Source organism: Shewanella sp. 4t3-1-2LB (genome assembly GCF_017368415.1).
Classification (GTDB): domain Bacteria; phylum Pseudomonadota; class Gammaproteobacteria; order Enterobacterales; family Shewanellaceae; genus Shewanella; species Shewanella fodinae.
Genome location: NZ_JAFNJD010000056.1, coordinates 1 through 24,041, shown reverse-complemented (window position 1 = coordinate 24,041; position 24,041 = coordinate 1). Strand labels below are relative to the sequence as shown.

The 24,041-nt window shown below is 47.8% G+C and carries 28 protein-coding genes; 13 read left to right on the top strand and 15 right to left on the bottom strand.

Annotation, left to right across the window (positions count from 1 at the left end):
- The first annotated feature begins 174 nt into the window (after positions 1 to 174).
- From J3L11_RS17110 to J3L11_RS17095, 4 genes are all read left to right on the top strand, one after another.
- Positions 175 to 834, top strand: a complete 660-nt coding sequence (locus J3L11_RS17110) for a hypothetical protein (protein ID WP_207571751.1) — start codon at positions 175 to 177, stop codon at positions 832 to 834.
- Between the two features lie 250 nt (positions 835 to 1,084).
- Positions 1,085 to 1,507, top strand: coding sequence for a MarR family transcriptional regulator (locus J3L11_RS17105; protein WP_207571750.1), 423 nt, complete (start codon positions 1,085 to 1,087; stop codon positions 1,505 to 1,507).
- A gap of 13 nt (positions 1,508 to 1,520) precedes the next feature.
- Positions 1,521 to 2,585 carry an HlyD family secretion protein gene (locus J3L11_RS17100; protein ID WP_207571749.1) on the top strand — a complete coding sequence of 355 codons (1,065 nt, stop codon included), beginning with the start codon at positions 1,521 to 1,523 and terminating at the stop codon, positions 2,583 to 2,585.
- Between the two features lie 14 nt (positions 2,586 to 2,599).
- Positions 2,600 to 4,129 carry a DHA2 family efflux MFS transporter permease subunit gene (locus J3L11_RS17095; RefSeq protein ID WP_347566521.1) on the top strand — a complete coding sequence of 510 codons (1,530 nt, stop codon included), beginning with the start codon at positions 2,600 to 2,602 and terminating at the stop codon, positions 4,127 to 4,129.
- A 22-nt stretch (positions 4,130 to 4,151) separates the two neighbouring features.
- On the opposite strand, the gene J3L11_RS17090 is transcribed toward J3L11_RS17095, so the two are convergent.
- Positions 4,152 to 6,206: an extracellular solute-binding protein gene (locus J3L11_RS17090; RefSeq protein ID WP_189616905.1), complete on the bottom strand. Its 2,055-nt coding sequence runs from the start codon at positions 6,204 to 6,206 to the stop codon at positions 4,152 to 4,154.
- Positions 6,207 to 6,359: 153 nt separating this feature from the next.
- Between J3L11_RS17090 and mnmD the strand changes: the two genes are divergently transcribed.
- The gene (gene mnmD / locus J3L11_RS17085; protein ID WP_189616906.1) at positions 6,360 to 7,061 is read left to right on the top strand and encodes a tRNA (5-methylaminomethyl-2-thiouridine)(34)-methyltransferase MnmD; all 702 of its coding nucleotides are present in this window, start codon (positions 6,360 to 6,362) and stop codon (positions 7,059 to 7,061) included.
- 575 nt (positions 7,062 to 7,636) lie between these two features.
- Here mnmD and J3L11_RS17080 read toward each other — a convergent pair.
- Positions 7,637 to 7,846, bottom strand: coding sequence for a transposase (locus tag J3L11_RS17080; RefSeq protein WP_189616907.1), 210 nt, complete (start codon positions 7,844 to 7,846; stop codon positions 7,637 to 7,639).
- A 458-nt stretch (positions 7,847 to 8,304) separates the two neighbouring features.
- On the opposite strand from J3L11_RS17080, the gene J3L11_RS17075 reads away from it, so the two are divergent.
- Positions 8,305 to 8,973: an OmpA family protein gene (locus J3L11_RS17075; protein WP_133037338.1), complete on the top strand. Its 669-nt coding sequence runs from the start codon at positions 8,305 to 8,307 to the stop codon at positions 8,971 to 8,973.
- Positions 8,974 to 9,157: 184 nt separating this feature from the next.
- On the opposite strand, the gene J3L11_RS17070 is transcribed toward J3L11_RS17075, so the two are convergent.
- The 11 genes from J3L11_RS17070 to J3L11_RS17020 all read right to left on the bottom strand — a co-directional run bounded on the left by J3L11_RS17070 (position 9,158) and on the right by J3L11_RS17020 (position 16,919).
- A complete protein-coding gene (locus tag J3L11_RS17070) occupies positions 9,158 to 9,433 on the bottom strand; it encodes an HPr family phosphocarrier protein (protein ID WP_133037337.1) in 276 nt (91 codons plus the stop codon).
- Entirely contained in the window at positions 9,420 to 10,274 is an 855-nt protein-coding gene (rapZ, locus tag J3L11_RS17065) for an RNase adapter RapZ (protein ID WP_189616908.1), read from the bottom strand. The genes J3L11_RS17070 and rapZ overlap by 14 nt, the downstream gene beginning before the upstream one ends.
- A complete protein-coding gene (ptsN, locus tag J3L11_RS17060) occupies positions 10,271 to 10,714 on the bottom strand; it encodes a PTS IIA-like nitrogen regulatory protein PtsN (protein ID WP_133037516.1) in 444 nt (147 codons plus the stop codon). Before ptsN ends, rapZ begins: the two co-directional genes overlap by 4 nt.
- A complete protein-coding gene (gene hpf / locus J3L11_RS17055) occupies positions 10,714 to 11,004 on the bottom strand; it encodes a ribosome hibernation promoting factor (RefSeq protein ID WP_133037335.1) in 291 nt (96 codons plus the stop codon). Before hpf ends, ptsN begins: the two co-directional genes overlap by 1 nt.
- A 30-nt stretch (positions 11,005 to 11,034) precedes the next feature.
- On the bottom strand, positions 11,035 to 12,501 hold the full coding sequence (locus J3L11_RS17050; protein WP_189616909.1) for an RNA polymerase factor sigma-54: 1,467 nt from the start codon (positions 12,499 to 12,501) through the stop codon (positions 11,035 to 11,037).
- 90 nt (positions 12,502 to 12,591) lie between these two features.
- A complete protein-coding gene (lptB, locus tag J3L11_RS17045) occupies positions 12,592 to 13,320 on the bottom strand; it encodes an LPS export ABC transporter ATP-binding protein (protein ID WP_189616910.1) in 729 nt (242 codons plus the stop codon).
- Positions 13,317 to 13,850, bottom strand: coding sequence for a lipopolysaccharide transport periplasmic protein LptA (gene lptA / locus J3L11_RS17040; RefSeq protein WP_189616911.1), 534 nt, complete (start codon positions 13,848 to 13,850; stop codon positions 13,317 to 13,319). The genes lptB and lptA overlap by 4 nt, the downstream gene beginning before the upstream one ends.
- Entirely contained in the window at positions 13,837 to 14,397 is a 561-nt protein-coding gene (lptC, locus tag J3L11_RS17035; RefSeq protein WP_207571748.1) for an LPS export ABC transporter periplasmic protein LptC, read from the bottom strand. Before lptC ends, lptA begins: the two co-directional genes overlap by 14 nt.
- Positions 14,394 to 14,945: a 3-deoxy-manno-octulosonate-8-phosphatase KdsC gene (gene kdsC / locus J3L11_RS17030; protein ID WP_207571747.1), complete on the bottom strand. Its 552-nt coding sequence runs from the start codon at positions 14,943 to 14,945 to the stop codon at positions 14,394 to 14,396. The genes lptC and kdsC overlap by 4 nt, the downstream gene beginning before the upstream one ends.
- Positions 14,945 to 15,922, bottom strand: a complete 978-nt coding sequence (locus J3L11_RS17025; protein ID WP_207571746.1) for a KpsF/GutQ family sugar-phosphate isomerase — start codon at positions 15,920 to 15,922, stop codon at positions 14,945 to 14,947. Before J3L11_RS17025 ends, kdsC begins: the two co-directional genes overlap by 1 nt.
- Before the next feature lie 28 nt (positions 15,923 to 15,950).
- Entirely contained in the window at positions 15,951 to 16,919 is a 969-nt protein-coding gene (locus J3L11_RS17020; RefSeq protein ID WP_207571745.1) for a calcium/sodium antiporter, read from the bottom strand.
- A 349-nt stretch (positions 16,920 to 17,268) separates the two neighbouring features.
- On the opposite strand from J3L11_RS17020, the gene mlaF reads away from it, so the two are divergent.
- The 7 genes from mlaF (at position 17,269) to murA (ending at position 21,853) form a co-directional block, all read left to right on the top strand.
- Positions 17,269 to 18,081 carry a phospholipid ABC transporter ATP-binding protein MlaF gene (gene mlaF / locus J3L11_RS17015; RefSeq protein ID WP_189616916.1) on the top strand — a complete coding sequence of 271 codons (813 nt, stop codon included), beginning with the start codon at positions 17,269 to 17,271 and terminating at the stop codon, positions 18,079 to 18,081.
- The gene (gene mlaE / locus J3L11_RS17010) at positions 18,068 to 18,853 is read left to right on the top strand and encodes a lipid asymmetry maintenance ABC transporter permease subunit MlaE (protein WP_207571744.1); all 786 of its coding nucleotides are present in this window, start codon (positions 18,068 to 18,070) and stop codon (positions 18,851 to 18,853) included. Before mlaF ends, mlaE begins: the two co-directional genes overlap by 14 nt.
- A gap of 33 nt (positions 18,854 to 18,886) precedes the next feature.
- Positions 18,887 to 19,363 (top strand): outer membrane lipid asymmetry maintenance protein MlaD, encoded by a 477-nt coding sequence (gene mlaD, locus J3L11_RS17005; protein ID WP_189616918.1) that lies wholly within the window; start codon positions 18,887 to 18,889, stop codon positions 19,361 to 19,363.
- 61 nt (positions 19,364 to 19,424) lie between these two features.
- Entirely contained in the window at positions 19,425 to 20,027 is a 603-nt protein-coding gene (locus J3L11_RS17000) for an ABC transporter substrate-binding protein (RefSeq protein ID WP_229799873.1), read from the top strand.
- The gene (locus J3L11_RS16995; protein WP_133037323.1) at positions 20,024 to 20,299 is read left to right on the top strand and encodes an STAS domain-containing protein; all 276 of its coding nucleotides are present in this window, start codon (positions 20,024 to 20,026) and stop codon (positions 20,297 to 20,299) included. Before J3L11_RS17000 ends, J3L11_RS16995 begins: the two co-directional genes overlap by 4 nt.
- A gap of 27 nt (positions 20,300 to 20,326) precedes the next feature.
- Positions 20,327 to 20,584, top strand: coding sequence for a BolA family protein (locus tag J3L11_RS16990; protein ID WP_133037322.1), 258 nt, complete (start codon positions 20,327 to 20,329; stop codon positions 20,582 to 20,584).
- A 9-nt stretch (positions 20,585 to 20,593) separates the two neighbouring features.
- Positions 20,594 to 21,853, top strand: a complete 1,260-nt coding sequence (murA, locus tag J3L11_RS16985) for a UDP-N-acetylglucosamine 1-carboxyvinyltransferase (protein WP_189616921.1) — start codon at positions 20,594 to 20,596, stop codon at positions 21,851 to 21,853.
- Positions 21,854 to 21,894: 41 nt separating this feature from the next.
- On the opposite strand, the gene J3L11_RS16980 is transcribed toward murA, so the two are convergent.
- The gene (locus tag J3L11_RS16980; protein WP_207571742.1) at positions 21,895 to 22,851 is read right to left on the bottom strand and encodes a diguanylate cyclase; all 957 of its coding nucleotides are present in this window, start codon (positions 22,849 to 22,851) and stop codon (positions 21,895 to 21,897) included.
- A gap of 13 nt (positions 22,852 to 22,864) precedes the next feature.
- Positions 22,865 to 23,866 carry a response regulator gene (locus J3L11_RS16975; protein WP_189616923.1) on the bottom strand — a complete coding sequence of 334 codons (1,002 nt, stop codon included), beginning with the start codon at positions 23,864 to 23,866 and terminating at the stop codon, positions 22,865 to 22,867.
- Positions 23,867 to 24,041 lie beyond the last annotated feature (175 nt).

The following is a 24,041-nucleotide window of genomic DNA, read 5'->3' as shown; positions in this document are numbered from 1 at the left end:
ACCGGACAGGGATTCCGGAGTTACTGGAAAAATGGCCGGTTTATTCCGGAAAAGGTGTCCGGATTAAATCGGAATGAGTGTCCGGATAATCCCGGAATCGGTGTCCGGACCACTCCGGAATATGCACAAATCCGAGATGTTGTACAACTAGACAATTTCTGGAACTGAAAAACGATGAATATCAGTAGTTTTATCCCTTCTTGGTTTGACAGCACATCCTCCTCTTCATCCGCAACAACAGCCGCCAAAGTGAATGACAGTGTGGATCTGTCTACAGGATTGGACTCGATGTTTGGACAGGTCATCGAGAATGCTTTGGATAAAGTATCTAGTGGGGTAACCGCTGCCTCAGCAAGCACGAGCAATGATAGTCTGAGTTTATTGGGGGAGGGGTTAGCCGACGGCCTATTAACCTCATTCTACCAATCAAAGATCAGCAACAGTCTGACCCAAGTGTTTAATCCGATGGATGCGGCTGGGACACCCAGTACCACCACACAAGCGGTCCCAAGTGACAGTACCGGCGGTGCTGCCCAAGCCAGCGACAGCAGTGGTGATGGTTTATTGCAACCATTTACTAATGGCCAACAATTCAGTTTCGGCGACATCCTTGATGTGGTGAATCCGTTGCAGCATATTCCATTAATTAACTACTACTATCGTGATCTGACTGGTGATGAAATTGGCTTTGTCCCTCAGGTTGTTGGCAGCTCAATTTATGGTGGGGCGCTGGGAGCTGTCAGTTCGCTCGCAGAAATCGGTGTCTCAAGCCTGCTGGGCGAATCTCCTGTCAAATATGCGCTCAATACCGTTACGGGTAATACAGATAGCTGATCAGAAGACAGCCGTTTGGGATGGAGATTTCAGTGCGAAACTTTTTTTGGTGAGCACCATTTAACAACGCAGGGATCCCCGAATCTACTAAATTTCGCAACTGTTTACATGACAGTGATGAACACAGATTGTCACTGATAGAGTAGGCGATTGTTGCAGTCATTATATTAGTTAGCTTGACAGATAATAAGCATTACTTATTATTCACACCTTTCTTCTCTTCGTTGTGATAATCGTCGGAGTTACATCTATGCCTCAACAAAGTATTGGCTATCTGATGGCCGATGTTATGCGTCTGCTTCGCAGAACGTTTCAAAAACGTTCAGAACTAAGTGGTCTTACGCTGGCGCAAGCTCGAGCGCTGAAGTGTGTCTCCGTAAATGAAGGAATTCGTCAGGTTGAATTGGCTGAGCGCTTGGAAATCAAGCCGATGACGCTGGTTAGAGTCATTGATCAATTAGTGGCAGCAGGCTTTTTGGTTAGAAAACGGGATCCCATCGATCGCAGGGCTCACTTAATTCATACCACGGCTAATGCCAAACCGATACAGGATAAGGTTCTGCAAGCGTCCCAGGAGGTCTGGGGGCATGCTCTTGCCGGTTTATCTGAAGAGCAGATAGATAATTTCATGCTGGTTTTGCAATCCATCCACAATAACTTATCAAAAGAATAATCAGGGTATATTTATGTCTGCGGCAGACACTCATCTCCAGGAAAATTCTCATGTTCACCGTGCTGGTCGTCAGCGCAAACGCATCGTAATGCTGTTTGTGGTGCCAGTATTGTTGGTCGGTGCCGCATTGGCTATGTATCTCCATGGCGGACGTTATGTCGAAACTGATAACGCTTATGTGAAAGCAGATAAGACACTGATCAGCAGTGAAATTTCTGGCAAAGTTATTAACGTTCTAGTGAGAGATAACCAACAGGTGAAAACCGGTCAGTTGCTATTTCAGCTTGATCCAAAACCTTATCAGATAGCATTGGCGGAAGCGGAAGCGAATCTTAGCGACACGGTTAACTTGCTAAAGGTGCTGAAGGCCAATGTGCAAACCAAGTTGGCAAGCATTGCCGCCGCTAAGAATCAATATCAGTACCTGTTGCGGGAACAACAGCGTAAACAGAATTTGCTGAAGCAGCACTATATCTCCGACTCTGATTACGATGCGGCCAGGCAAGATACTGAACAGCAACAGTTGCAGATTGAATCTTTGTATACCGAGCTGAAACTGGCGGCAGAAGGGCTGGGAGGCGATGTCAACGCTCCGATAGCGCAGAATGCTAAGTATAAAAAAGCACAAGCGTCTTTAGAAAAAGCGCGTAATGATCTTCAACATGTTGATATCTATGCACCATCGAGTGGCATTGTGACGAACGTGCTGGAAAAGGGGGAGTATGTGAACCCCGGCAGCAGCGCGATGATGCTAGTTGCTGACGATAATTTGTGGGTGGAAGCTAACTACACTGAAAAGGATCTCACCTATGTTCGCGTCGGCCAGGATGTTGAAATCAACGTGGATTATCAACCAGATTACACTTGGCATGGCACCGTAAGCAGCCTTAGTCCTGCCACTGGCTCGGAGTTTTCGGTCATCCCCGCCCAAAATGCCACCGGTAACTGGGTGAAGATCAGCCAGCGATTACCCATCCGTATCCATATTGACCCTTTGCCCGGGGCCCCTAAATTACGCGCGGGCCTCAGCGCCGTTGTTACCATCGATACTCACCACCAGCGCCACTTGGCATTCTGACTCGAGGATTGCGTGTGACTCAGAGAGAAAACCAAGGGGTAAGCCGTGGTTTGGTGACCTTATCGGTGATGCTGGCCACTATCATGCAGGCCCTTGATACCACAATCGCGAATGTGGCATTGCCGCATATGCAGGGGGCTATGGGTGCGACTCAGGATCAAGTTTCTTGGGTGCTGACTTCCTATATCGTGGCGGCTGCAATCGCTATGCCTATGACCGGTTTTATTTCCGCTCGTATTGGACGAAAACAGCTGTTTTTGTGGTCAGTGGTTGGCTTTACCATCACATCCGCGTTATGTGGTGCGGCGCAAACACTGGATCAGATAGTGATCTTTCGCCTGCTACAAGGTATTTTCGGTGCCAGCCTAGTACCGTTGTCACAATCGGTTTTACTGGATACCTATCCTACGGAGCAGCATGGTTCAGCCATGGCAATGTGGGGGGTAGGAGTAATGGTCGGGCCGATTCTTGGACCGTCCTTAGGTGGCTGGCTAACGGAGTACTATAACTGGCGTTGGGTGTTTTATATTAATATTCCGTTTGGGGTGCTGGCTTGGTTGGGCATTGCTACTTTTGTTAAGGAAACACCATTAGATCCCAAGCGTAAGTTTGACCTGTTTGGCTTTATGTTGTTGGCAATCGCTATTGGTAGCCTGCAACTGTTTTTGGACCGTGGCGAGTCACAAAACTGGTTTGCCAGCATGGAGATTATGGTGGAAGCCATTTTGGCTGTGCTGACCATGTATATGTTCATCGTGCACATGTTTACCGCTAATCAACCGTTTCTTGAGCCGCAGATGTTCCGCGATCGTAACTTTGTTATCGGGTTACTCTTTATCTTTATTATCGGAATTGTGTTGCTAGCGACGATGGCGCTGCTACCTCCTTATTTGCAAAACCTGATGGGGTACCCGGTGATTGATGTGGGATTGCTGTTAACGCCGCGCGGTTTTGGCACTATGGCTGGAATGATGCTGGTGGGCAAGCTGGCAAATAAAGTGGATTTACGTTATCTGATAGTCATCGGGTTGCTGTTGATGATCCTATCGTTGTGGCAAATGACGGGCTTCTCAATTGATGTCAGTCGTTGGGAGATTATATACACCGGCGTTATCCAAGGTCTGGGGATGGGACTGGTATTTGTTCCGTTATCAACCATCAGCTTTTCAACGCTGGCACCGCAGTTCCGTAATGAGGGAACGGCGCTTTATAGCCTGATACGAAATATTGGCAGTAGCATCGGCATTTCCGCCGTCACGACTTATCTGTCTCAGCGGGTCCAGATTAATCATGCCGCGTTTGCTGATTACATTACTCCTTTTAATAAGGCGCTCCAGGCTGCTGCGCATGTGGGTGCAGCAGATCTCTCTACGACCATAGGTTTGGTCAAACTCAACAATGAAGTGACGTATCAGGCATCGCTACTGGGATACCTGCAGGACTTTCGAATAATGATGTTCCTATGTGTACTGATGTTACTCATGATGGTATTGCTGAGAAAGCCTCAGAAGCGGGCACCTACGGTGATTAAGCGTAAGCCATGAACGTGGACGGGAGGTGATTGGGTTATGGTTGCTTGTTATTATCTTCCTGATGTATGTTGATATAGCCAGATTGTTGCATCTGTTTTAGCACTATTGCCTGTGACTGCTGTAACGCTGCATCAACACTCAGTTTCCCGTCAATGATTTCGGCCACTCGATTGGCAACGCTGGTGCCAAAAGCCGCATACTCGGGGATCCCAACAAAAATGGTGCCAGCGTATGGCACTGGTTGCAGGGTTCTTTTTTCTTCTCCATTCTGTTGTAACGCTTGCAGTACCGTTAAGGCAAAAGGCGCTTGTTGTTGATATTCGGTATGTTGGTAGGTTGAGAGGCGGGTCCCGGGTGGTACTGCGACCCAACCTTCATGGTCCGCAACCAACTTCACATAAGATTTGGAGGTCGCCCATTCGATAAAACGTTGTGCAGCTTGTTGCTGTTTTGAGGAGTTAGGTATTGCCAACGCCCAGATCCAAAGCCATTGTGAGGGTAATTCCCCTTGCGGCTGAGAAGCAAATCCGGTTGTTTCTGCTACGTTAGAAACCTGCTTATCAAATAGATAACCTGCGGCAACGGTTGCGTCCACCCAGATAGCGCAATGCCCTTCGGCAAACAGTTGTAGTGTTTCGATGAAACCACTTTGGGTCGCATGAGGTTGACCATATTGTCTTAGTAAGCGCTGATAGAGTTCCAATGTCTGCTGCCATGGACGAGATAACAACTGTGGCTGCCATTGCTCGTCAAACCAGCGTCCACCCATAGCATGTACCCATGAGGTGATCAGTCCCATATTCCCACCCCAACCGGGTTCACCACGTAAACAGATGCCGTATAGTTGGTTGGTCGGGTCATGAAGTTTTGCCGCTAAGGTCTCGATGTCGGCGAATGTAGGCTGTGTCGGCATCGTTAGCCCAGCTTTGGCAAACAGGTCTTTGCGATAAAAGGTCATGGCACTTTCTGCGTAAAACGGTAGGGCAAATAGCTGTCCCTGAAACGAGAGTGCTGCTCTGTTCATCGGTAAAATATCATTCAGATCATAGCTATGTGGCAGTTGCTTTAACGGTTTCAGCCAATGGCGACGAGCCCAGATTGGCGTCTCAAAGTTACCAATGGTCATCACATCAAACACGCCATCCGCAATTGCTAGGTCGCCAAGTAAACGTCGTCTGAGGATACTCTCTTCCAGAAATACCCAATTGAGCTCAATATCTGGGTGCTGTTGCTCAAATACGGTACCTAGACGCTGCATGATGCGCATATCCGGGTTATCCACTGAGCCTATTGTCAACCTCACCTTGTGAGTTTGAGCGTCTGAACTCAGCAGTAATCCATGCTTCGCTCTTAACGCAAAAAGGGTACCGTCTTTGCGCATCTGTTGCAGCCCAAGATTAAAAGCTTTGAGCAGTTTTACGCTACGAGCTGACTGTAATGGGAAGGCAACGTGAAAACTCTTTTCCACTAGAGCCGGTTGCACAAACTCCAACTCACCGATGTACTGAGGTCGATGGCCAACCATCAGATCTACTGCCGTATATTTATCAATGAGAATATATGGCACTCGTCCGTGATAAAGTTTATCCAGATTTTGCAGGTCTGATGTAGCAAACTCCGTCGCAACCAACTGATTGAAATGGGGGATCGTCAGTCCCCCTCTGACTACTCCCACCACGCTGTGAGCCAACGGTGACAAAGCTTTTTCTAGCTGGTCGGTCGGTGAAGTGGGATAACGGAAAGGGTCATCACGATGCTTCAGTAATCCTAACGCATCGCCAGGAAACGCATTTGAAAACAATAGGGTACCGGGTTCAGTATCTTGGTATACCGGCACTATGCCATCTACTCGTCCTTGTGTGGCGAGTGCGAGTGCTCTTGCCCAGGGGTAAAAGGTAATTTCTACCTGATATCCAGAAAGGGCAAATGCTTGGGTGACTACTTCACTGACATACCCCTGATTCTGCAATCGTTGACCAATATACGGTTCTCTCTCTCCGGCGACTAACTGGATAGTGGTGCCAGCAGTTATACTCTGAGATAGGAGACAGCAGCACACTATCAACATCGATTGCCATAGACATTTCATATGTAAATACAGTGCATTGGTGATCTTTGATTAAAGTGTAGTCAAAAGTGGCTTGTTCGATATGTGATTCTTGATTATCTAAGACAATTCTTGCAGCACAGTGCTACCCAGCCGGATAATCTGAGCTATTAAAACGAAAACATTCTGGTAGTTATGGAAAGGGTATCCTTGCAGGTGACCGATGACGGGTCCCATACATTATTTAATGCCGAGTTGAATGAGACTTACCACTCACACAAAGGTGCTATTGCCGAGTCTCGCTATGTTTATATAGCAGCAGGGTTTGATGCTGTCATTGAGACATTTACCGAATTGTCTATTTTTGAAGTGGGCTTTGGCACCGGGTTAAACGCATTGTTGACGTTGGGACATTTTCAAGAAATTAATCAACAGCGTCAGTCTGATAATAAACCGCCATTAACTGTGCGTTATGTCAGTATTGAACCCTATCCGTTGGCGCCGGACTTGATTCATCGCCTCAACTATCAGCAATTGCTTGCGCCATCTTACGCACCGTTGTTTGACATGCTGCATTCCACGCCTTGGGAACAAGCCTGTGAGTTGTTGCCCGGGTTCTGGTTGACAAAATGTCACATGCGGTTGGAGCATGTCGTGTTATCTCCGCAACAATTCAATCTGATCTACTTTGATGCCTTTGCACCGAATAAACAGCCCGATGTTTGGTGTCAGGACAATCTGGCCAAATGCTATCAGCTGTTACAAGCTCAAGGAATGCTGGTGTCATATTGTGCCAGTGGTCAGTTTAAGCGTGACCTAAAAGCGGTTGGGTTTACGGTAAAAGCATATCCTGGCGCTTTGGGCAAACGCGAGATGACCCGGGCATGGCGTGAGTAACTTTGATGAGGCGACAGGAGCGAACCTTCAGAATGTGGTTGCATATTTTATTGTTTTTGGTGCGGTATATACGGATAAACTTCCGATCCGCTCCTGTCATGTTGGTTACCACAATCTCGTCGTAGAGTTGGGTTGAATAAAAACGGCAGAGATAATAGGTAAAATCTATAATTTTATTTTTATTAATGAGTTAGTTATCGTTGGGGGCGATACTTTCACTCTCACCTATTAACTCTGCCCAAACTTTCTTATCGCGGCTAAAACTAGCCCAGATAAGCTACACAGGTTGAGCCTGCGTGAATAAAAACGACGTGAGTGAACCTAGAATTCGCGCGTTATTTTTATTATTTGCACATTTCTATCGTTGGGGGCGATAACAAATATTTTTGTTCAGCCCACTCAGGTCGAAACCTTGGCAGACCGCTTCCTTGCGTTGCCACCAGTTAGCTCCTGCAACTGGTATCGAATAAAAATGACAAGAATGAACCTAGAAAAGCGCAAAATTTGGGGAGCACACTTTTTCTATCGTTGGGGGCGATAACTGTTATTAGTTCAGTTCAAACTTGTCGAAACCGTTAGTTAAAATACCTAGCTTTCAGCTGTGACATCACATTGGATACATAGAGCCATGGCGTTGATGTATCGGTTGCTTGCTGACTCTGGCGTACCCACATATATAAAGTTTTGGTCGGGAGTCCATATTGACGGGCCACATCAAACAGCAACCGCCCATTATGGGTGACTTCGATGACTGCCTGATGCCGAAGGGTATCTGTCATTTCCATCTTCACCTCCTGAATTACCTCGTTATACTGCTGAATTTGTTACTCAATATCCCACTGGCTAATGCCAAGGTGTTTATAGCTTTGCCAGTGTTGCCGCCAGCTGTGGAAAAACTGATAAATGATTTTCATCGTTACCTCCTGCTGTGTCGGAATACTACTTTCTATGTATGTAAGAACTGTGCCAATTTTTTTAAATATTTTTTATTATTTAAAATCATATAGATACGGATTTTCTGCGAAAATGCGAAAATTTTAGGTCGTACCATGAATGTGCGTGATGCACTTATTTGGTGCGTAACCTTTGCCAAAAAGGCAGAAATATAGGTGATGAGGAACTGAATCGAGCCTGAATAAGCTGCAAATTATACAGATCAGCATTCGCTACGCCGTTGTCTTGCCGGTGGATGGTTATATACTGATGCCATAATTATTCACGGCGAGACTAAGGAGAACCCACCATGAACAAGGTTATGATGCCGTTGACTTCTGCTGCATTGATAATGTTTTTCGCCGCCGGTTGTACAACCGTTAACCCTTATACCAATGAACAACAGACCTCTAAAGCAACGAGTGGGGCACTGATTGGTGCTGCTGCTGGTGCCCTTGTTGGTGTTGCGACTTCCAGTAAACATGATCGAGGTAAAGGTGCATTGATTGGCGCTGCTTCTGGTGCCGCAGTCGGTGGCGGCGTTGGTTACTATATGGATGTGCAGGAAGCTAAGCTGCGTCAGCAGTTATCCGCCTCAGGTGTTAGTGTAACCCGCTCCGGTGATAACATTATTTTGAATATGCCAAATGAGATTACCTTCCAAGTGGACAAAACAGATCTGAGCGGCGGAGCCATGCAGGTGCTGGACAGTGTAGCGTTGGTGGCTAAAGAATACCCCAAAACTCAACTGAATATTATTGGTTATACCGATAGCACGGGTTCTGAATCTTATAATTTGCGCCTGTCGCAGGTGCGCGCTTCTTCTGTAGGTAACTATCTAATCCAGAAAGGCGTTGCAGGTCAGCGTGTGGTGACGCGGGGGGCAGGAGAAAGCAATCCGATTGCCAGTAACAGCAATGCTGCTGGCAGAGCCCAGAATCGTCGAGTGGAAATTGTGTTAAGTCCACTAGCACAGTAATATCGATATCCTGCCAAGGCCGCATTATGCGGCCTTTTTTCCAATATCACAGTGCCGTTTGCTAGTTAGATTTGCTCGATACTCAGGTCATCACTATGGCTGAGTGTCATGCACCTTCTTAGCCTTTGTTGAATGATGGAATCACGTTTATTTTGACGTAGAGATTTGGCGGGGCGAAAAACGGTTAACTGGCTTCATCGAAGCGGGCATTGATCAGATTGCAGATGGCTTCCATTGCTGGTTCTGCATCAGGACCATCCGCAATTAGTCGGATTTTTTTACCCATGCCGGTTTCCAGCATCAGCAACCCGAGCACGCTTGCAGCAGAAGCTTTTTTTTCACCTTGGATCAGAAAGATATTAGCGTCAAACTCATTGGCGAGTATGGCCAGTTTTGTCGCCGCTCTGGCATGTAATCCCAGCTTATTGAGAATGGTGATTTCTCGCTCAATTCTTGCCATGTTCGAGTTCCCGGTGGCGTGCCTGAACTTTATGCTTACTGTTGCTGAAACGCTTTGCAAGTTGCTCTGCTACATAAACGGAGCGGTGTTGTCCGCCGGTGCAACCAATGGCTACGGTAAGGTAACTGCGGTTATTGCGTTCCAGATGGGGTAACCATGTATCGAGCAAGTTTTCTATTTGCCAGATAAACTTATTTACTAGCGGTTGGCGGTTGAGAAACTCACGTACCGGTTCATCCAACCCAGTCAGTGGTCTGAGCTGAGGCTCCCAGTGGGGATTAGGTAAAAAACGTGCATCAAACACGAAATCGGCTTCTGCGGGCAACCCATGCTTAAATCCAAAGGATTCGAAGTTGATCACCAGTTCTTTGGTGGCACTTCCCAGTAAAATCTCCCGTACTGTGTCACTTAGTTCATAGATATTCAGCGTGGAGGTATCTATGTAATGATCCATCAGTTGTGACAGCGGGGCGAGTAGTTTACCTTCCTGCTCGATAGCATCTTTTAGCGAAATTTTACTTTTAGATAATGGATGCAGGCGCCGGGTTTCGCTATAGCGTTTTAACAGCACTTTATCAGATGCATTCAGGAAAAAGCTGATGACCTCAGTGCCTTGGGGCAGTTTTCCTAGCTGGCCCTCGAGCACTTTATCCTGGTTAGGCATATTCCGCACATCGACACTAATCGCCACCAACTCATTACTGCCACGAAGATTATCCAGCAAACTGCCAATCATGGGTAAAGGCAAATTGTCGACGCAGTAGTAGCCCATGTCTTCCAGTACTCGCAATGCTACAGATTTTCCTGAGCCGGAGCGGCCGGAGACGATGGCCAGTTTCATCCGGTGATCACCTGATACAATTCTTCTTTGGTGGTCGCCTTGCGCAACTGCTTAAGTATCTGCTTGTCACTGAGTTTTTCAGCCATTGCCGATAAGGTGCTCAGGTGCTGCTGGCATTGATCTGCGGGCACCACTAGGGCAAACAGGATATCGACCGGTTGGTTGTCAATGGCATCGAAAGCAATCGGCTCGTTACATTTCACCAGCACTGCAATCGGGGTAGTTATGTCCGGCATACGACCATGAGGAATGGCTATGCCATTGCCTATGCCCGTGCTTCCCATTTTTTCTCTGGCCAACAGGCTTTCAAAAATGGCTTGGGACGACAGATTGGGATACTGGGCCGCGGCGAGTTCGCTGATGAGCTCCAATACCTTTTTCTTGCTGCCGGGTGTGGCGCAGGTGGTACACTCCGGCCGCAGGACGGTACTAAGTTCCATCATGAGTATTTTGTCAGCTTTTCTTTGTATTTAATGATCTGACGATCCAATTTATCAATCAGAGCGTCAATGGCTGCGTACATGTCGGTGTGCTCTGCGGTGCCGTGCACTTCGCCACCGTTCAGATGTAGCTTGGCTTCGACTCTTTGTATAGCTTTTTCTACATTGAGTACGACATGCACATTATTGATCTGTTCGAAATGACGTTCAAGTTTTGCAAATTTACTCTCCACGTAGCTACGCAACGAGTCGGTGATCTCAATATGATGGCCTGCCAGGTTGATTTGCATAGGGGTGTCCTCCATAGGGGTACTGTGGAATTACAAACTCTTACGCTGATTTGAGGGCGGGATCAGCATGGCTTCACGATACTTTGCAATGGTCCGTCTTGCCACGTTAATTCCCTGTTCCGCCAGCAACTGTGCCATTTTGCTGTCACTGAGCGGCTTTTTCTGATTCTCTGCTGCGACCAGTTTCTTGATAAAGGCTCGTATGGCGGTTGACGAACACTCGCCGCCATCATCGGTGCCAACATGGCTGGAAAAGAAATATTTCAGTTCAAAAATACCGCGAGGAGTATGCATGTATTTTTGCGTCGTCACTCGTGAAATCGTCGATTCATGCATATCGACCGCTTCGGCGATATCGTTGAGTACCATTGGTTTCATGGCTTCTTCACCATATTCAAAGAAGCCTTGTTGAAACTGGACGATACAATTAGCAACTTTCAGCAAGGTTTCATTGCGGCTTTCCAAACTCTTGATAAACCATTTGGCTTCCTGCAAATGTCCGCGGATAAACTGGCTGTCTGACTGGCTGCGAACACTGCGCGCCATGGCGGCATATTGCTGATTAATACTCAGTTTGGGCATACAATCTGGGTTGAGTTCGACAATCCAGCGGCCATTCTTTTTCCAGACGCTGACATCCGGGATCACATATTCCTCGTCCTGTGGCTGTACCAACAGGCCGGGCCGAGGGTTGAGTGTCTGGATCAACACGATGGCATCTCGTAGATCTTCTTCTCTGAGGCGTGTTTTACGCATCAAGGTGCGATAATCTTTCGCGGCGATCAGATCGAGGTGTTGCTCCAGCAACATGATGGCATTTTCTAAATGCGGTGTGTCTTCACTGAACTGTGACAGCTGGATCAGCAAACATTCCCGTAAATCTCGAGCAGCAACCCCCACAGGGTCAAAGTGCTGAATGCGTTTCAGTACGGCTTCTACTTCGTCCAATTCAATCTCAGGATTGCCCATGGCTTCCAGAATTTCTTCTGTGCTTTGAGTCAGATAACCCTGATCATCAATGGCCTCAATAATGGCGGTGGCAATGGCTGAGTCGGTTTCGGAAAACGGTGTCAGGTTTTTCTGCCATTCCAAATGTTCACGTAATCCTTCGGAGGTTTCTCCCTGAAATGGCGTGTCATCATCGCGGATAGGACCCGCAGGGGCAGCAGGTGCTGCGGTAAAGACTTCATCCCAAGTGGTGTCCATTGGCAGTTCTTCTGGCAGGGATTGGCTGGTTAACGCATCGGAAGTCTCAATAGTTGAACTGTCTTCCGTTTGAACGTCGATGGTTGGCGTGTCGAGATCATTATCCACATCATTGTCGTCATCGGCTAATTGACTATCTTCATTGACTTCCAATAGTGGATTGGCTTCCAGCGCCTGCTGAATTTCCTGTTGTAACTCCAGCGACGACAACTGCAGCAAACGGATTGCCTGCTGCAGTTGTGGTGTCATAGTCAGCTGTTGACCCAGCTTTAACTGGAGTGACGTTTTCATGTTACCGCTTACTCCTACATCCTATCGTGTAATAAAAAATCCAGTAATTACAGTCTTTAACAATTAGAATTGCCTACCCAAAGGTGGTTACTATAGCTTGAATTGCTCTCCTAAGTACACTGCACGTACTTGTTGATTATCGAGGATTTCAGCAGGGGAGCCTTCTGCGATCAACTGACCGTGACTAACGATGTAGGCGCGCTCACACACATCAAGTGTTTCACGCACATTATGGTCGGTAATCAGCACTCCCAGTCCGCGGGAACGCAGCTGTTCAATAATTTTTTTGATATCGATGACCGATATGGGATCCACGCCCGCAAAGGGTTCGTCCAGCAAAATAAATTTTGGATCCGCCGCGAGGGCTCTGGCTATTTCAACTCGGCGTCTTTCACCGCCCGATAGTGACATCCCAAAACTGTCGCGAATATGAGTGATATGGAACTCTTCGAGCAACTGTTCCAACTGCTCTTCACGGCCATCACGATCCAGACCCTTGCGGATCTGTAGTACTGCCATGATGTTATCTCGCACCGTGAGTTTACGGAAAATACTGGCTTCTTGCGGCAAATAACCGATGCCTTTGCGGGCACGCAGATGCATGGGATCCATGGTCAGCTCATCATCGTCGATGAAGATCCGCCCTTTATCGCTCTGAATGAGTCCTACGACCATATAGAACGTAGTGGTCTTGCCTGCGCCGTTGGGACCGAGTAATCCGACAATCTGCCCAGTTTTCACCGACAGACTGACGTCCTTCACGACCATTCTTTTTTTATAGCTTTTTGCGAGATTCTGGGCGGTCAGGGTAGTGCTCATTGCTGCTCCTGCTTGGGTTCCTTTTTGATATCTTGCTGGTAATTTTCCGGCTGAATTACCGTGGTAACCCGATCTTCACCTTGACCACTACTGGTAGCTTGCAGTTGCTGGTTTTCTAGGTCATAAACGATTTTTTCTGCAGTAGACAGACTGCCGTCCTGTTCCACCCTCGCTTTTCCAATGAGTGTCAGAATACGTTTGTTGATGTTGTAGTGGATCTCGTTGGCGCTGGCGTTCGCAATGCGGCCATCTTCCAGTTTCTGACGAAAAGTCGCTGGAGATCCTTTGGCAACCAACACCCGCTCGCCGTCTTTATCGGTACTGGAAGCGTTAAGTTCCTGGGCGGTAAGCTTCATCGAACCCTGCGTGACGATCACATGTCCGCTATAAACGACCTGCTTGTTTTTGATGTCGGCATCCTGCGAATCTGCAGAAATCTTCACCTGCTGCAACAGATCTTTATCTACGGCGGATGCTGCCAGACTGGTGAGGCACAGGAGTGCACCGAAAAAAAGCTTATTTGGTTTCATAGGTTCCTTTTACTTGACTAAGCAGTTTCACTTGCTGAGCGTTGAGGTCGGCGTACAGCCCCTGACCTGTAATATCAAAATCCTGTCCCTTGACCAGTATATTTTTATCTGAGGTCATAATCATATTACTAAGATTTAATTCCAGATAACTGGTGCTGATAGACTGTATGGGCTCTGTGGGACTAATGGCATCAATAATAACATTATTTTCCAGAACCACTTTGTTGCTGCGTTTGTCCAGTAGTCCCTGTTCTGCGGTCATGCGCCATTCAGCCTGACCTTTATCGGGAAAGATCCAGTACACTGGGCTGCTAAAAACGGTGCGATCGTCCTGTTCGTAGTGTTCCATGTGTTTGGCTGACACCCGACTAGAGATCATGCCGTTTTCATCATAACTGACACTGTGTAAATCATCGGCAACGTAATCAGGACGTACCACATCAGAGTTCTGCAGACTCGCGTCGGTATTACGCTTATTCTGAACTTGCCAGTACAAGATCAGGGCAGCGGTAAAAAAAGCAATAATTGCCAATGTGACTCTGTTCATATACTCATGCCGTGTGCCGAATCAATTTTATCTTGGCTCAATAGTAGTAAATCAGCTAGTTCCCGCAGAGCACCATGACCACCATTAAGAGACGTTACCAGATGTGCCAGTTGTCTGACTCTGGGGTGACCATCCGCGACGCAGACACTGAGTCCTACGCGCTGCATCACGGGTAAGTCAACCATATCATCTCCAATGTAGGCCACCTGCTGTGGTTGCAGTTGATAGTGTTGTAATAGCCACTCAAAAGGTTCCAGCTTATTATCAATACCCTGAAATATATGAGGTATTCCCAAAGCCATCATACGCGTTTCTACAATCTGTGATTGGCGCCCGGTAATCACGGCAACCTGGATGTCAGCATTTAATAAGGCTTTCACACCATAACCATCTCGGGTGTGAAAAGCTTTGAGTTCTTCACCATGATTTCCCAGATAGATGCGTCCGTCAGAGAATACGCCGTCGACATCGCAGATCAGTAACCGGATCTGGCGGGCCGCTTGCCATACCGTCTCAGAGACTGGTCCATAGAAACTGTCACGACTCATTACATAACTCCCGCGTTCACCATATCCAACATGTTGAGTGCGCCTACTGGGCGGTTATCAGCATCGACAACAATCAGCCCATTGATGCTGCGATCGTCCATGATTTTTAACGCCTCTGCGGCAAGAATATTGGCTTTGACAGTGATGCAGTTGCGAGTCATCACATCAGCAATGCGGGTTGTACGCAGATTGACATCTGCATCGATAACCCGTCGTAAGTCGCCATCGGTAAAAATTCCCACCAGCTTATTATCGGCATCCACCACAGCGGTCATGCCAAGCCCTTTTTTAGAGATTTCGTACAGCGCATCGGTGATGCAAATATCATGATGAACCAGCGGAATATCCTGATCTTTGTGCATCACATTTTCGACTTTCAGCAGCAGTTTGCGGCCAAGTGCACCTCCTGGATGCGACAAGGCAAAATCATCTTTGGTAAAACCTTTGGCTTGTAACAGCGCTATCGCGATGGCATCGCCCATCACCAGCGTTGCGGTAGTGCTGGATGTCGGTGCCAGTCCAAGTGGACAGGCCTCTTCTGGCACTTTGATACACAAATGCAGTTGTGCGAGTTTTGCCATCGTGGATTCAGGATTGCCGGTCATGCTGATCACAGGGATCCCCTGACGTTTAATGACAGGCATCAGTGTCAGGATCTCGTGGGATTCCCCAGAATTGGATATTGCTAGCACAATGTCATTATGGCTGATTACTCCAAGATCACCGTGACTGGCTTCGCCTGGATGCACAAAAAAGGCGGGTGTCCCCGTGCTGGCTAGTGTGGCTGAGATCTTATTGCCAATATGGCCTGACTTGCCCATACCCATGACGATGATCTTGCCGCTACAGCGATAAATCATTTCGCAAGCTTCGGCAAATTCAGGCGAATCTACATATTGGTACAAGTTGTCCAACGCTTGCATTTCGATATCAATGACTTTGCGTCCCCACGTACGCATCTGATTTGCATCTGTCATATCTTTCTCTCTTCCATCTGTTTGGCGCTTATTGATGATGCTCAAACAGGCTAACCTGATAGCACACAAAAGTGATCAATAACACTACGCCATGCCACCGTCTAAGTGAGCGGTGTTTTCTGCCGCTCAACAGAATGAACAATGCCAAGGCGGTACTGGTTGCTAAGACCATGTAAAAATCTCGGCTGGCAGCGGCCGCGTCTACTGTTCCAGGTGCAATCAATCCAGGAATTGCCAATACGGCGAGTATATTGAACAGGTTGGAGCCAACAATATTGCCTATTGCCAAGTCCTCTTCTCGCCGCAGCACCCCCATGATACAGGCTGCTAATTCAGGCAGGCTGGTACCAACGGCAATAATTGTCAGGCCAATCACCAGATCTGACAGCCCGAAGTACTGCGCAATACCCGCGGCACCGTTTACCATCCAGTTGGCTGATATGGGCAATAAGATTATGCCTACGGCAATCCAGAACAACGCTTTCCAAGTGGCAACATCTCGCGGAATATCTTGCTCGGCTTCATCCGCCAGACGATCTTTGGCTCGGTTAGCGATGGCATGCCAGATGAGGTACCCCATCAAGCCAATAAACAGCAGTAGCAGCAACAAGGCCTCTGCGCGACTGAACTGCTGATCATGTAGGCAGTAGCCTGCCACTAATGTGGCAATTAGCATCAGCGGAATTTCCCGGAACAGGGTTTGGGAACTGACACGAATTGCGCCGAATAATGCAGTAATGCCGAGAATTAGCGCAATATTTGCAACATTGGAGCCCAATACATTACCTATCGCCGTGTCTGGACGACCTGACAAGGATGCCGTTACCGCCACAAACATTTCAGGCGCGGAACTCCCCATTGCCACAATCGTCAAACCAATCAACAATGGTGGAAGTCCCAGATTTCTAGCTAAAGCGCTTGATCCGTATACAAATTTGTCTGCGCTCCAAACCAGAAATAGCAAACCGGCCAAAAGCAAAAATATATTAAATAGCATTGCACAATCGGTTTTCCCCGGATTCTGCCGTGCATTGTCGCTGTATTTGCTGCAAATTGAAAGGGTACAACGCCCAACCTGGTAAGCCTGTTGTGTCGAGTAACCCGATTGCGTACAATTTATCGCTTATTGTTCACGGCTTGCTGTTCACCGGCAGCTGTTCAGTAACGGTTCAGATTGGCGTAACTAACATGATGAATAGTTATGATGTTTCAGGACGAAATGGATCGCCAAAGTTTAGTTCTCGGCAATCTAGAATCTCTCTCCGTTAGTTTGGGGTTGCGCTAGCAATGGGAGCGGCGATAAATCCCATTTATCTTTAACAGGAATATTAGAACTGGAATCAAACATGAGCCAAACCCAGACCGCATTGGTCGAAGTGAAGAATCTCAGTTTCAGTAGGGGCTCTCGGGTGCTCTACGACAAGATCAGTCTGAGCATCCCCAAAGGCAAAGTCACCGCCATTATGGGGCCTAGTGGTATTGGTAAAACGACCCTGCTGAAATTAATTGGTGGTCAGCTAACGCCAGATAGTGGTGAGGTGCTGTTTGAGGGCAAAAATATTCATCAGCTCAAACGTAGTGAACTATTTGAAGTGCGCAAACGGATGAGCATGCTGTTCCAAAGCGGTGCGCTGTTTACTGATATGAATGTGTTTGATAATACCGCATTTGCTTTACGTGAACATTCCGGTTTGCCTGAAGCCATTATTCGTCGGATTGTGCTGATGAAACTAGAGGCTGTAGGGTTACGTGGTGCGGCTTCGCTGATGCCGAGTGAACTGTCTGGCGGTATGCAGCGGCGAGCGGCACTGGCCCGTGCTATAGCACTTGAGCCAGAAATGGTGATGTATGATGAGCCTTTTACTGGTCAGGATCCCATTTCCATGGGGGTGCTAGTGAAGTTGATCCGGGAATTGTCCGATGCATTGTCACTCACCTCCATTGTGGTTTCGCACGATGTCAGCGAAGTGTTAAGCATTGCTGATTACGTCTATATCATTGCCGATAAACGCATTATTGCGGAGGGAACCCCTGAACAGCTGCGACATGCTAATAATCCGCAACTGCGACAGTTCCTTGATGGCGCACCGGATGGTCCGGTTCCATTTCACTATCCGGCTATGGATTATCAGAAGGAGTTATTGGGTGCGTCTGACTGATTCTATTGCTGATCTCGGGCGCGATGCGCTGGGGTTGGTTGCCGGTTTGGGAAAAGCCGGGCTGTTGTTATGGGGAGCCTTGGTGCAAATACCAAGACCCCGAAAAGGTACGCCGTTGCTGGTCAAACAGATCTATGTGGTAGGCGTGCAGTCAATGGTGATCATTCTGGTTTCCGGCCTGTTCATTGGAATGGTGTTGGCGTTGCAGGGATACACCATTTTGGTTGATTTTGGCACGGAGCAGAGTCTCGGCCCTTTGGTGGCACTAAGTTTGTTGCGAGAACTAGGGCCAGTCGTGACGGCACTATTATTTGCGGGTCGAGCAGGTTCGGCGCTTACCGCAGAACTAGGGCTGATGAAGAGCACTGAACAGCTGTCGAGCCTAGAGATGATGGCAATAGATCCGTTGCGACAGGTTATTGCGCCGCGCTTCTGGGCTGGGTTTTTAAGTATGCCATTGTTAGCCCTAATGTTTACCGCTGTCGGTATTTATGGCGGTTATTTGGTCGGTGTTGAGTGGAAGGGCATTGATGACGGTGCGTTCTGGTCAATTCTGCAGGCTGCCGTAGAGTGGCGGCAGGATATTGTGAACTGTCTGATCAAAAGCTTTGTATTTTCTTGGGTGGTGACCTGGATAGCATTGTATCGGGGCTACCAGTTGGTACCTAATCCGGAAGGTATTAGCCGGGCAACAACTCAGACCGTAGTGCAATCAAGCCTAGCGGTTCTGGCACTGGACTTTTTGCTGACAGCATTGATGTTTGGCAAGTAATGGATAATGACTGTTTAACTTTGGTAACTGATTATGTTGACAAGAAAAATTGAATTCTTGGTAGGTGTGTTTCTGCTGGCAGGGTTGGCTGCGTTTCTGGTGTTGGTCTACAAAGTTGCCAATGTTGAGGTACAAACTTCCAGTGATACCTACACGCTGACAGCTGAATTTAGCAATGTGGGTGGGCTTAAAGTGCGTTCTCCAGTGAAAGTTGGGGGAGTGGTTGTTGGCCGCGTAAGTGGTATTGCACTGGATCCGAAAAAAATGGAACCTGTGGTCACCCTGACCATGGATAAGCGCTACAACAAGTTTCCGGAAACCAGCAGTCTGTCGGTATTAACCTCAGGTCTGCTAGGCGAGCAGTTTCTGGGATTGACCCCTGGGTTTGTCGATGACGATGTTGCCACCTTAAAAGATGGTGACCGCATTTACGATACTCATTCTGCGCTGGTGCTGGAAGATCTTATCGGTCAGTTCTTATACAGCGCCGGTTCAAAAGATAAAAAATAAGGAGTCCCTTATGCTTAAAAAATTAATCGGTGTGGTTGCGACAGCTTTTCTGATATTACCAATGGCGTCGCAGGCAGCCACCAAAGAGTACAAAGATCCTTATGCCATGATTAAGGAAGTGGCTGACCAGACTTTTGCCCGTTTTCAGCAGGATCAGGATAAAATCAAGGCTCAACCTGACTATCTGAAAACCGTCGTGTCTGAAGAGTTGATGCCCTATGTAGATACACGTTATGCGGCTTATAAGGTTCTCGGTCCTTATTTGCAGGAAACCACCAAAGAGCAGCGTGATGACTTTGTCAGCGCATTTGAAGGTTATCTGGTTGCAACTTATGCCCAAGCTTTTACCGCTTACACTGATCAGAAACTGAAGTTTGATCCAGAAAGTGATTATTCCGGCGAACGCATGGTGGATGTCGGTGTACAGATCGTGGACAATGACCGTCCGCCAATCAAACTGGATTTTCGGGCTCGCCGTCTAAAAGATGACACTTGGAAAGTGTTTGATATGGTGGCAGAAGGCGTAAGTCTGCTGAACTCTAAGCAGTCTGAAGTCACCGCTATGGTGCGCGAGAAAGGCATTGATCAAGTGATTGCTATGCTGAAAGACAAAGGCAATATCCATATCGATTTCAATGCCCCTAAAGGTAAGGATGCGCTGTGATAGAGTTCAAGCAACTGGGTGACAGCTGCCAGATCGTAGGTCGGCTGAGTCAGGATGATGTCAAACAGTTATGGGCGCAACGCACTCAACTGCTAGCGGCGGACACCCAGACCCTAGATTTGCGCGGACTGGATTACAGCGACAGTGCTGGTATGGCGTTTCTGCTGGAACTGCTGAGTCAGCATCCATCTCAATTGCGCCTGAGTGCACCATCACCCCAAGTTAAACGTTTGATAGATCTTTATGATCTGCAAGAATTTTTCACTGAGTAAGCAACGCCTGACAAGGTATATTCGCTGATGGATACACAAGAGATCGAAACTGTTTTACGCAACGCACTGGCTCTTTCCGAAGTCTATGTGACGGTGGAAGGGACTCATTTCAAGATTGTTGCTGTTGGTGATTGCTTTGAAGGTATGAGCAAAATTAAGCAACAACAGACAATTTATGCACCATTGATGGACCGTATTACCAGCGGTGAGATGCATGCCCTCAGTATCAAGACTTTTACTCCTGCGCAGTGGCAGCGTGAAAAGATCTTCAATATGCCAGTGTAGAGAGTTGATGTGGATAAATTAACCATTCAGGCAAGTGGTCCACTTGCCGGTAACGTCGTGATTTCCGGTTCCAAAAATGCTGCTTTGCCTATCTTGATGGCGGGGGTGCTTACTGACGAGCCGGTCATTCTTTCCAATGTTCCCAATCTCCGGGATGTCACTACCAGTTGTAAGTTGCTGCGTTGTCTTGGCGCCGAGGTGTTAGAACAAGCAAATGGCGTTGTGCATATTAATGCCAAAAATATTAATGAGTTTTGTGCGCCCTATGATCTGGTAAAAACCATGCGCGCCTCTATATTGGTGCTTGGCCCTTTGCTAGCCCGTTATGGTACTGCCGATGTGTCGCTGCCAGGGGGGTGTGCCATCGGTGCTAGACCGGTGAATTTGCATCTGCACGGATTAGAGCTGATGGGAGCTCACATTGAGGTGAAAGAGGGCTATGTTAAAGCTCGCATTGATGGCCGTCTCAAAGGCGCTCATATCTTTATGGATATGGTCAGTGTCGGGGCGACGGAAAACCTGCTGATGGCTGCTGCGCTGGCAGATGGTGAAACTATCATTGAAAACGCTGCGAGAGAGCCTGAAGTTGTGGATTTGGCGAAGTGCCTTATTGCTATGGGTGCTCGTATTGAAGGTGCAGGCACGGCCACTATCCGTATTCAAGGCGTGGAAAAACTGCATGGTTGTCACTATCGGGTGATGCCTGATCGGATTGAGACCGGGTCATTCCTTGTCGCCGCTGCCGTTACCCGTGGTCGCATTCGCTGTCTGGATGCGGATCCGGCCTCTTTGGACGCGGTGTTGGTGAAGCTTCAAGAAGCCGGAGCCGAGATTACCGTTGGTAGTGACTGGATTGAACTGAATATGAAAGGCCAGCGTCCACGAGCGGTAAGCTTGAAAACGATGCCATATCCTGGGTTTCCCACCGATATGCAGGCGCAGTTTTGTGTGCTCAATGCCTTAGCGCAAGGCACTAGCACCATCACTGAAACTATCTTTGAAAACCGCTTTATGCATGTTCCCGAATTAAACCGAATGGGGGCCAGTATGGAGTTGGAAGGTAATACCTGCATCATTCATGGACGTGAATCGCTTAACGGTGCGCAGGTCATGGCCACCGACCTGCGAGCCTCTGCTAGTTTGGTGATTGCAGGCTTAGTTGCAGAAGGAACCACTGTGGTGGATCGCATTTATCACTTGGATCGTGGTTACGAGCATATTGAAGATAAGTTCAGCGGCCTTGGTGGCAAGGTGCAACGTATCTCCTGAATATGATAAAAAACACCGTCTAGTGCGGTGTTTTTTATCACTTAGCCGTTAGTGAGAATCGTCTGGTTTCTACCTGCCATCTTGGCCTTTGCCAGTGTTTCATCGGCTTTATCCAACCAAAGGTCATAACTGTTACATTCCTCATCCAGCGGGCAAACACCCGCACTGAACGTAAATGTCAGTTGTTCACCATTAAACTGCAACGGTGTCTGTGCCAGACTGGATTGCAGTCTGGCCGCAAGCTGTAGCGTTTGCTGAGCATTACTGTGATGTAGTAGCAGTGCGAATGCGTTGGCGCCATAACGGCAAGCCATATCTGTGCTGCGCAAGTTGCGGCCGATGAGGTGGGCCATATGTTGGATAGCTCTGTCTCCAGCAACATGGCCATATTGATCATTAATGGTTTTCAGTCGGTCAATGTCTACTAACAACAGTGATGTGGGTTCCTGATAACGGCTGAAACGAGCAAATTCCTGCTGCACCAATTCCTGCCAATGGCGACGATTAAACAGTTGTGTCAGCTCATCCCGCTGGTTCAGCTGCTGTAACTGCTCATTGGCGGCTGTCAGTTGCATTTTATTGATGGCGATATCGGTAACGTCATAGATGATCATGCTGATGTGACTGGTGCCACTGAGTGAACTCAAAGGCAACAGCGTGATGTTCTGATACATGAATTCAGCACGGCCGGTAATGGGGCGATAGTTGTTGAATTTGAAGATATAAGGCCGTTGTTCCCAACTGATAAAGACATTGTTTTTTAGCAAAAAAACCTGTTCCATTTTCTGCCGTAGCCAATCGGCAGGTAACTCTGGAAAGCGTTGGAACAGGTTATCGCCCTTAAGCTCATTGGGGGAAATACCGCTGTGGTTCTCCATGAAACCATTCCACAACTGAATATTGAAATTGCGGTCGAGCACCACTAGACCTACTTCTATGGTCTGTACCATATCAATCAACCAGTGCAGTTCGTTCATTGGGTCAGCATCGTGAGTCATCGCAGTATCCGTTTCAGTTCATCAGGTAGCCGAGTTTAAAATTCATTGTCGGCAGGGAGTCTTCAGTAAACAGCAGCAACAGATCGCACTGTACATTGTGGCCTTCGATACGGTAGTTGATCTCCATTGCCAATGTCCGCTTCCATCGACTGGAATTATCGTGGACCAGATCATTTACCGTGCAGTGACGGCCAAGGACCACAGGATGAGATTGACTGAAGTTCATGTCCAACTGTTCTGATATGCCATTGAGAAAAGCTCCAATCAACACGTTACCAGTGTCAATCAATACTTCAATTTCGGTATTGGTATTGTCTGGGTTAGCCATGCCCATCAAGTGCGCCATATCGGCGAAACTGGAGTCATGGAAAATCAGTAATGCTTCACCGGCGATCCCGGCGCCAATGAATCCCTGACATAACGCCGAAACCTTTGTACTGCTTTCGGTGGCTTTTAATGCCATCGTCAGTTCACTAACCTCTAACACATTAACGTTGGGAATTGGTAACAGCACAAACACGTCCAGCAGTTTGGCCAGCAGATCCGCTGCCCGTCCCATGGCAACGTTGGCAACTTCCTGACAGGCATCGCGCAGATCCACTTCAAGCAGCGGAGCTTCTTCCGTCGCGGGGGCATTTGTTACCGCTAATGTCAGAATTCCGTACTCTTCCAGGATATTGGTAATGGCATCTGCACTGACGGGCTTTTGAATAAAATCCAGCGCCCCAAGGGCTTTCACTCGCTGATGCGCCTGCATTTGAATATCGCCCGACACTACGATGATCATCGCTGGCAAGTCTTGCTGCTGTACCGTACGTAGTACCTCGTAACCATCCATCACCGGCATGTTTAAGTCGAGAAAGACAACTTCGCCCTTGCCGGCTTTTATTGCTTCTAATCCTTCTGCACCATTGGTGGCATAAGTGATCTCAATATCCCACTCCTTGGGGAGCGTGCGTGCCATTTGTTTGCGTGCCAGCGCAGAGTCATCACATATCAGTACAGGAATGGTCATTCAGCGGCTCTCCGTGTTGAGTCCGGGAAAAACAGCGGCTTAATTATAGACCAGGGTCGGAGCACACTTTGAGCAATTTCTAACCAAAGAACACTTTTTCACGGTAGTCATCGCTCCAGCTAGCTTGTTTTAGTTTGTTCCGCTGGCTCGGTGAGCCGCAATCACACTGCCGCAG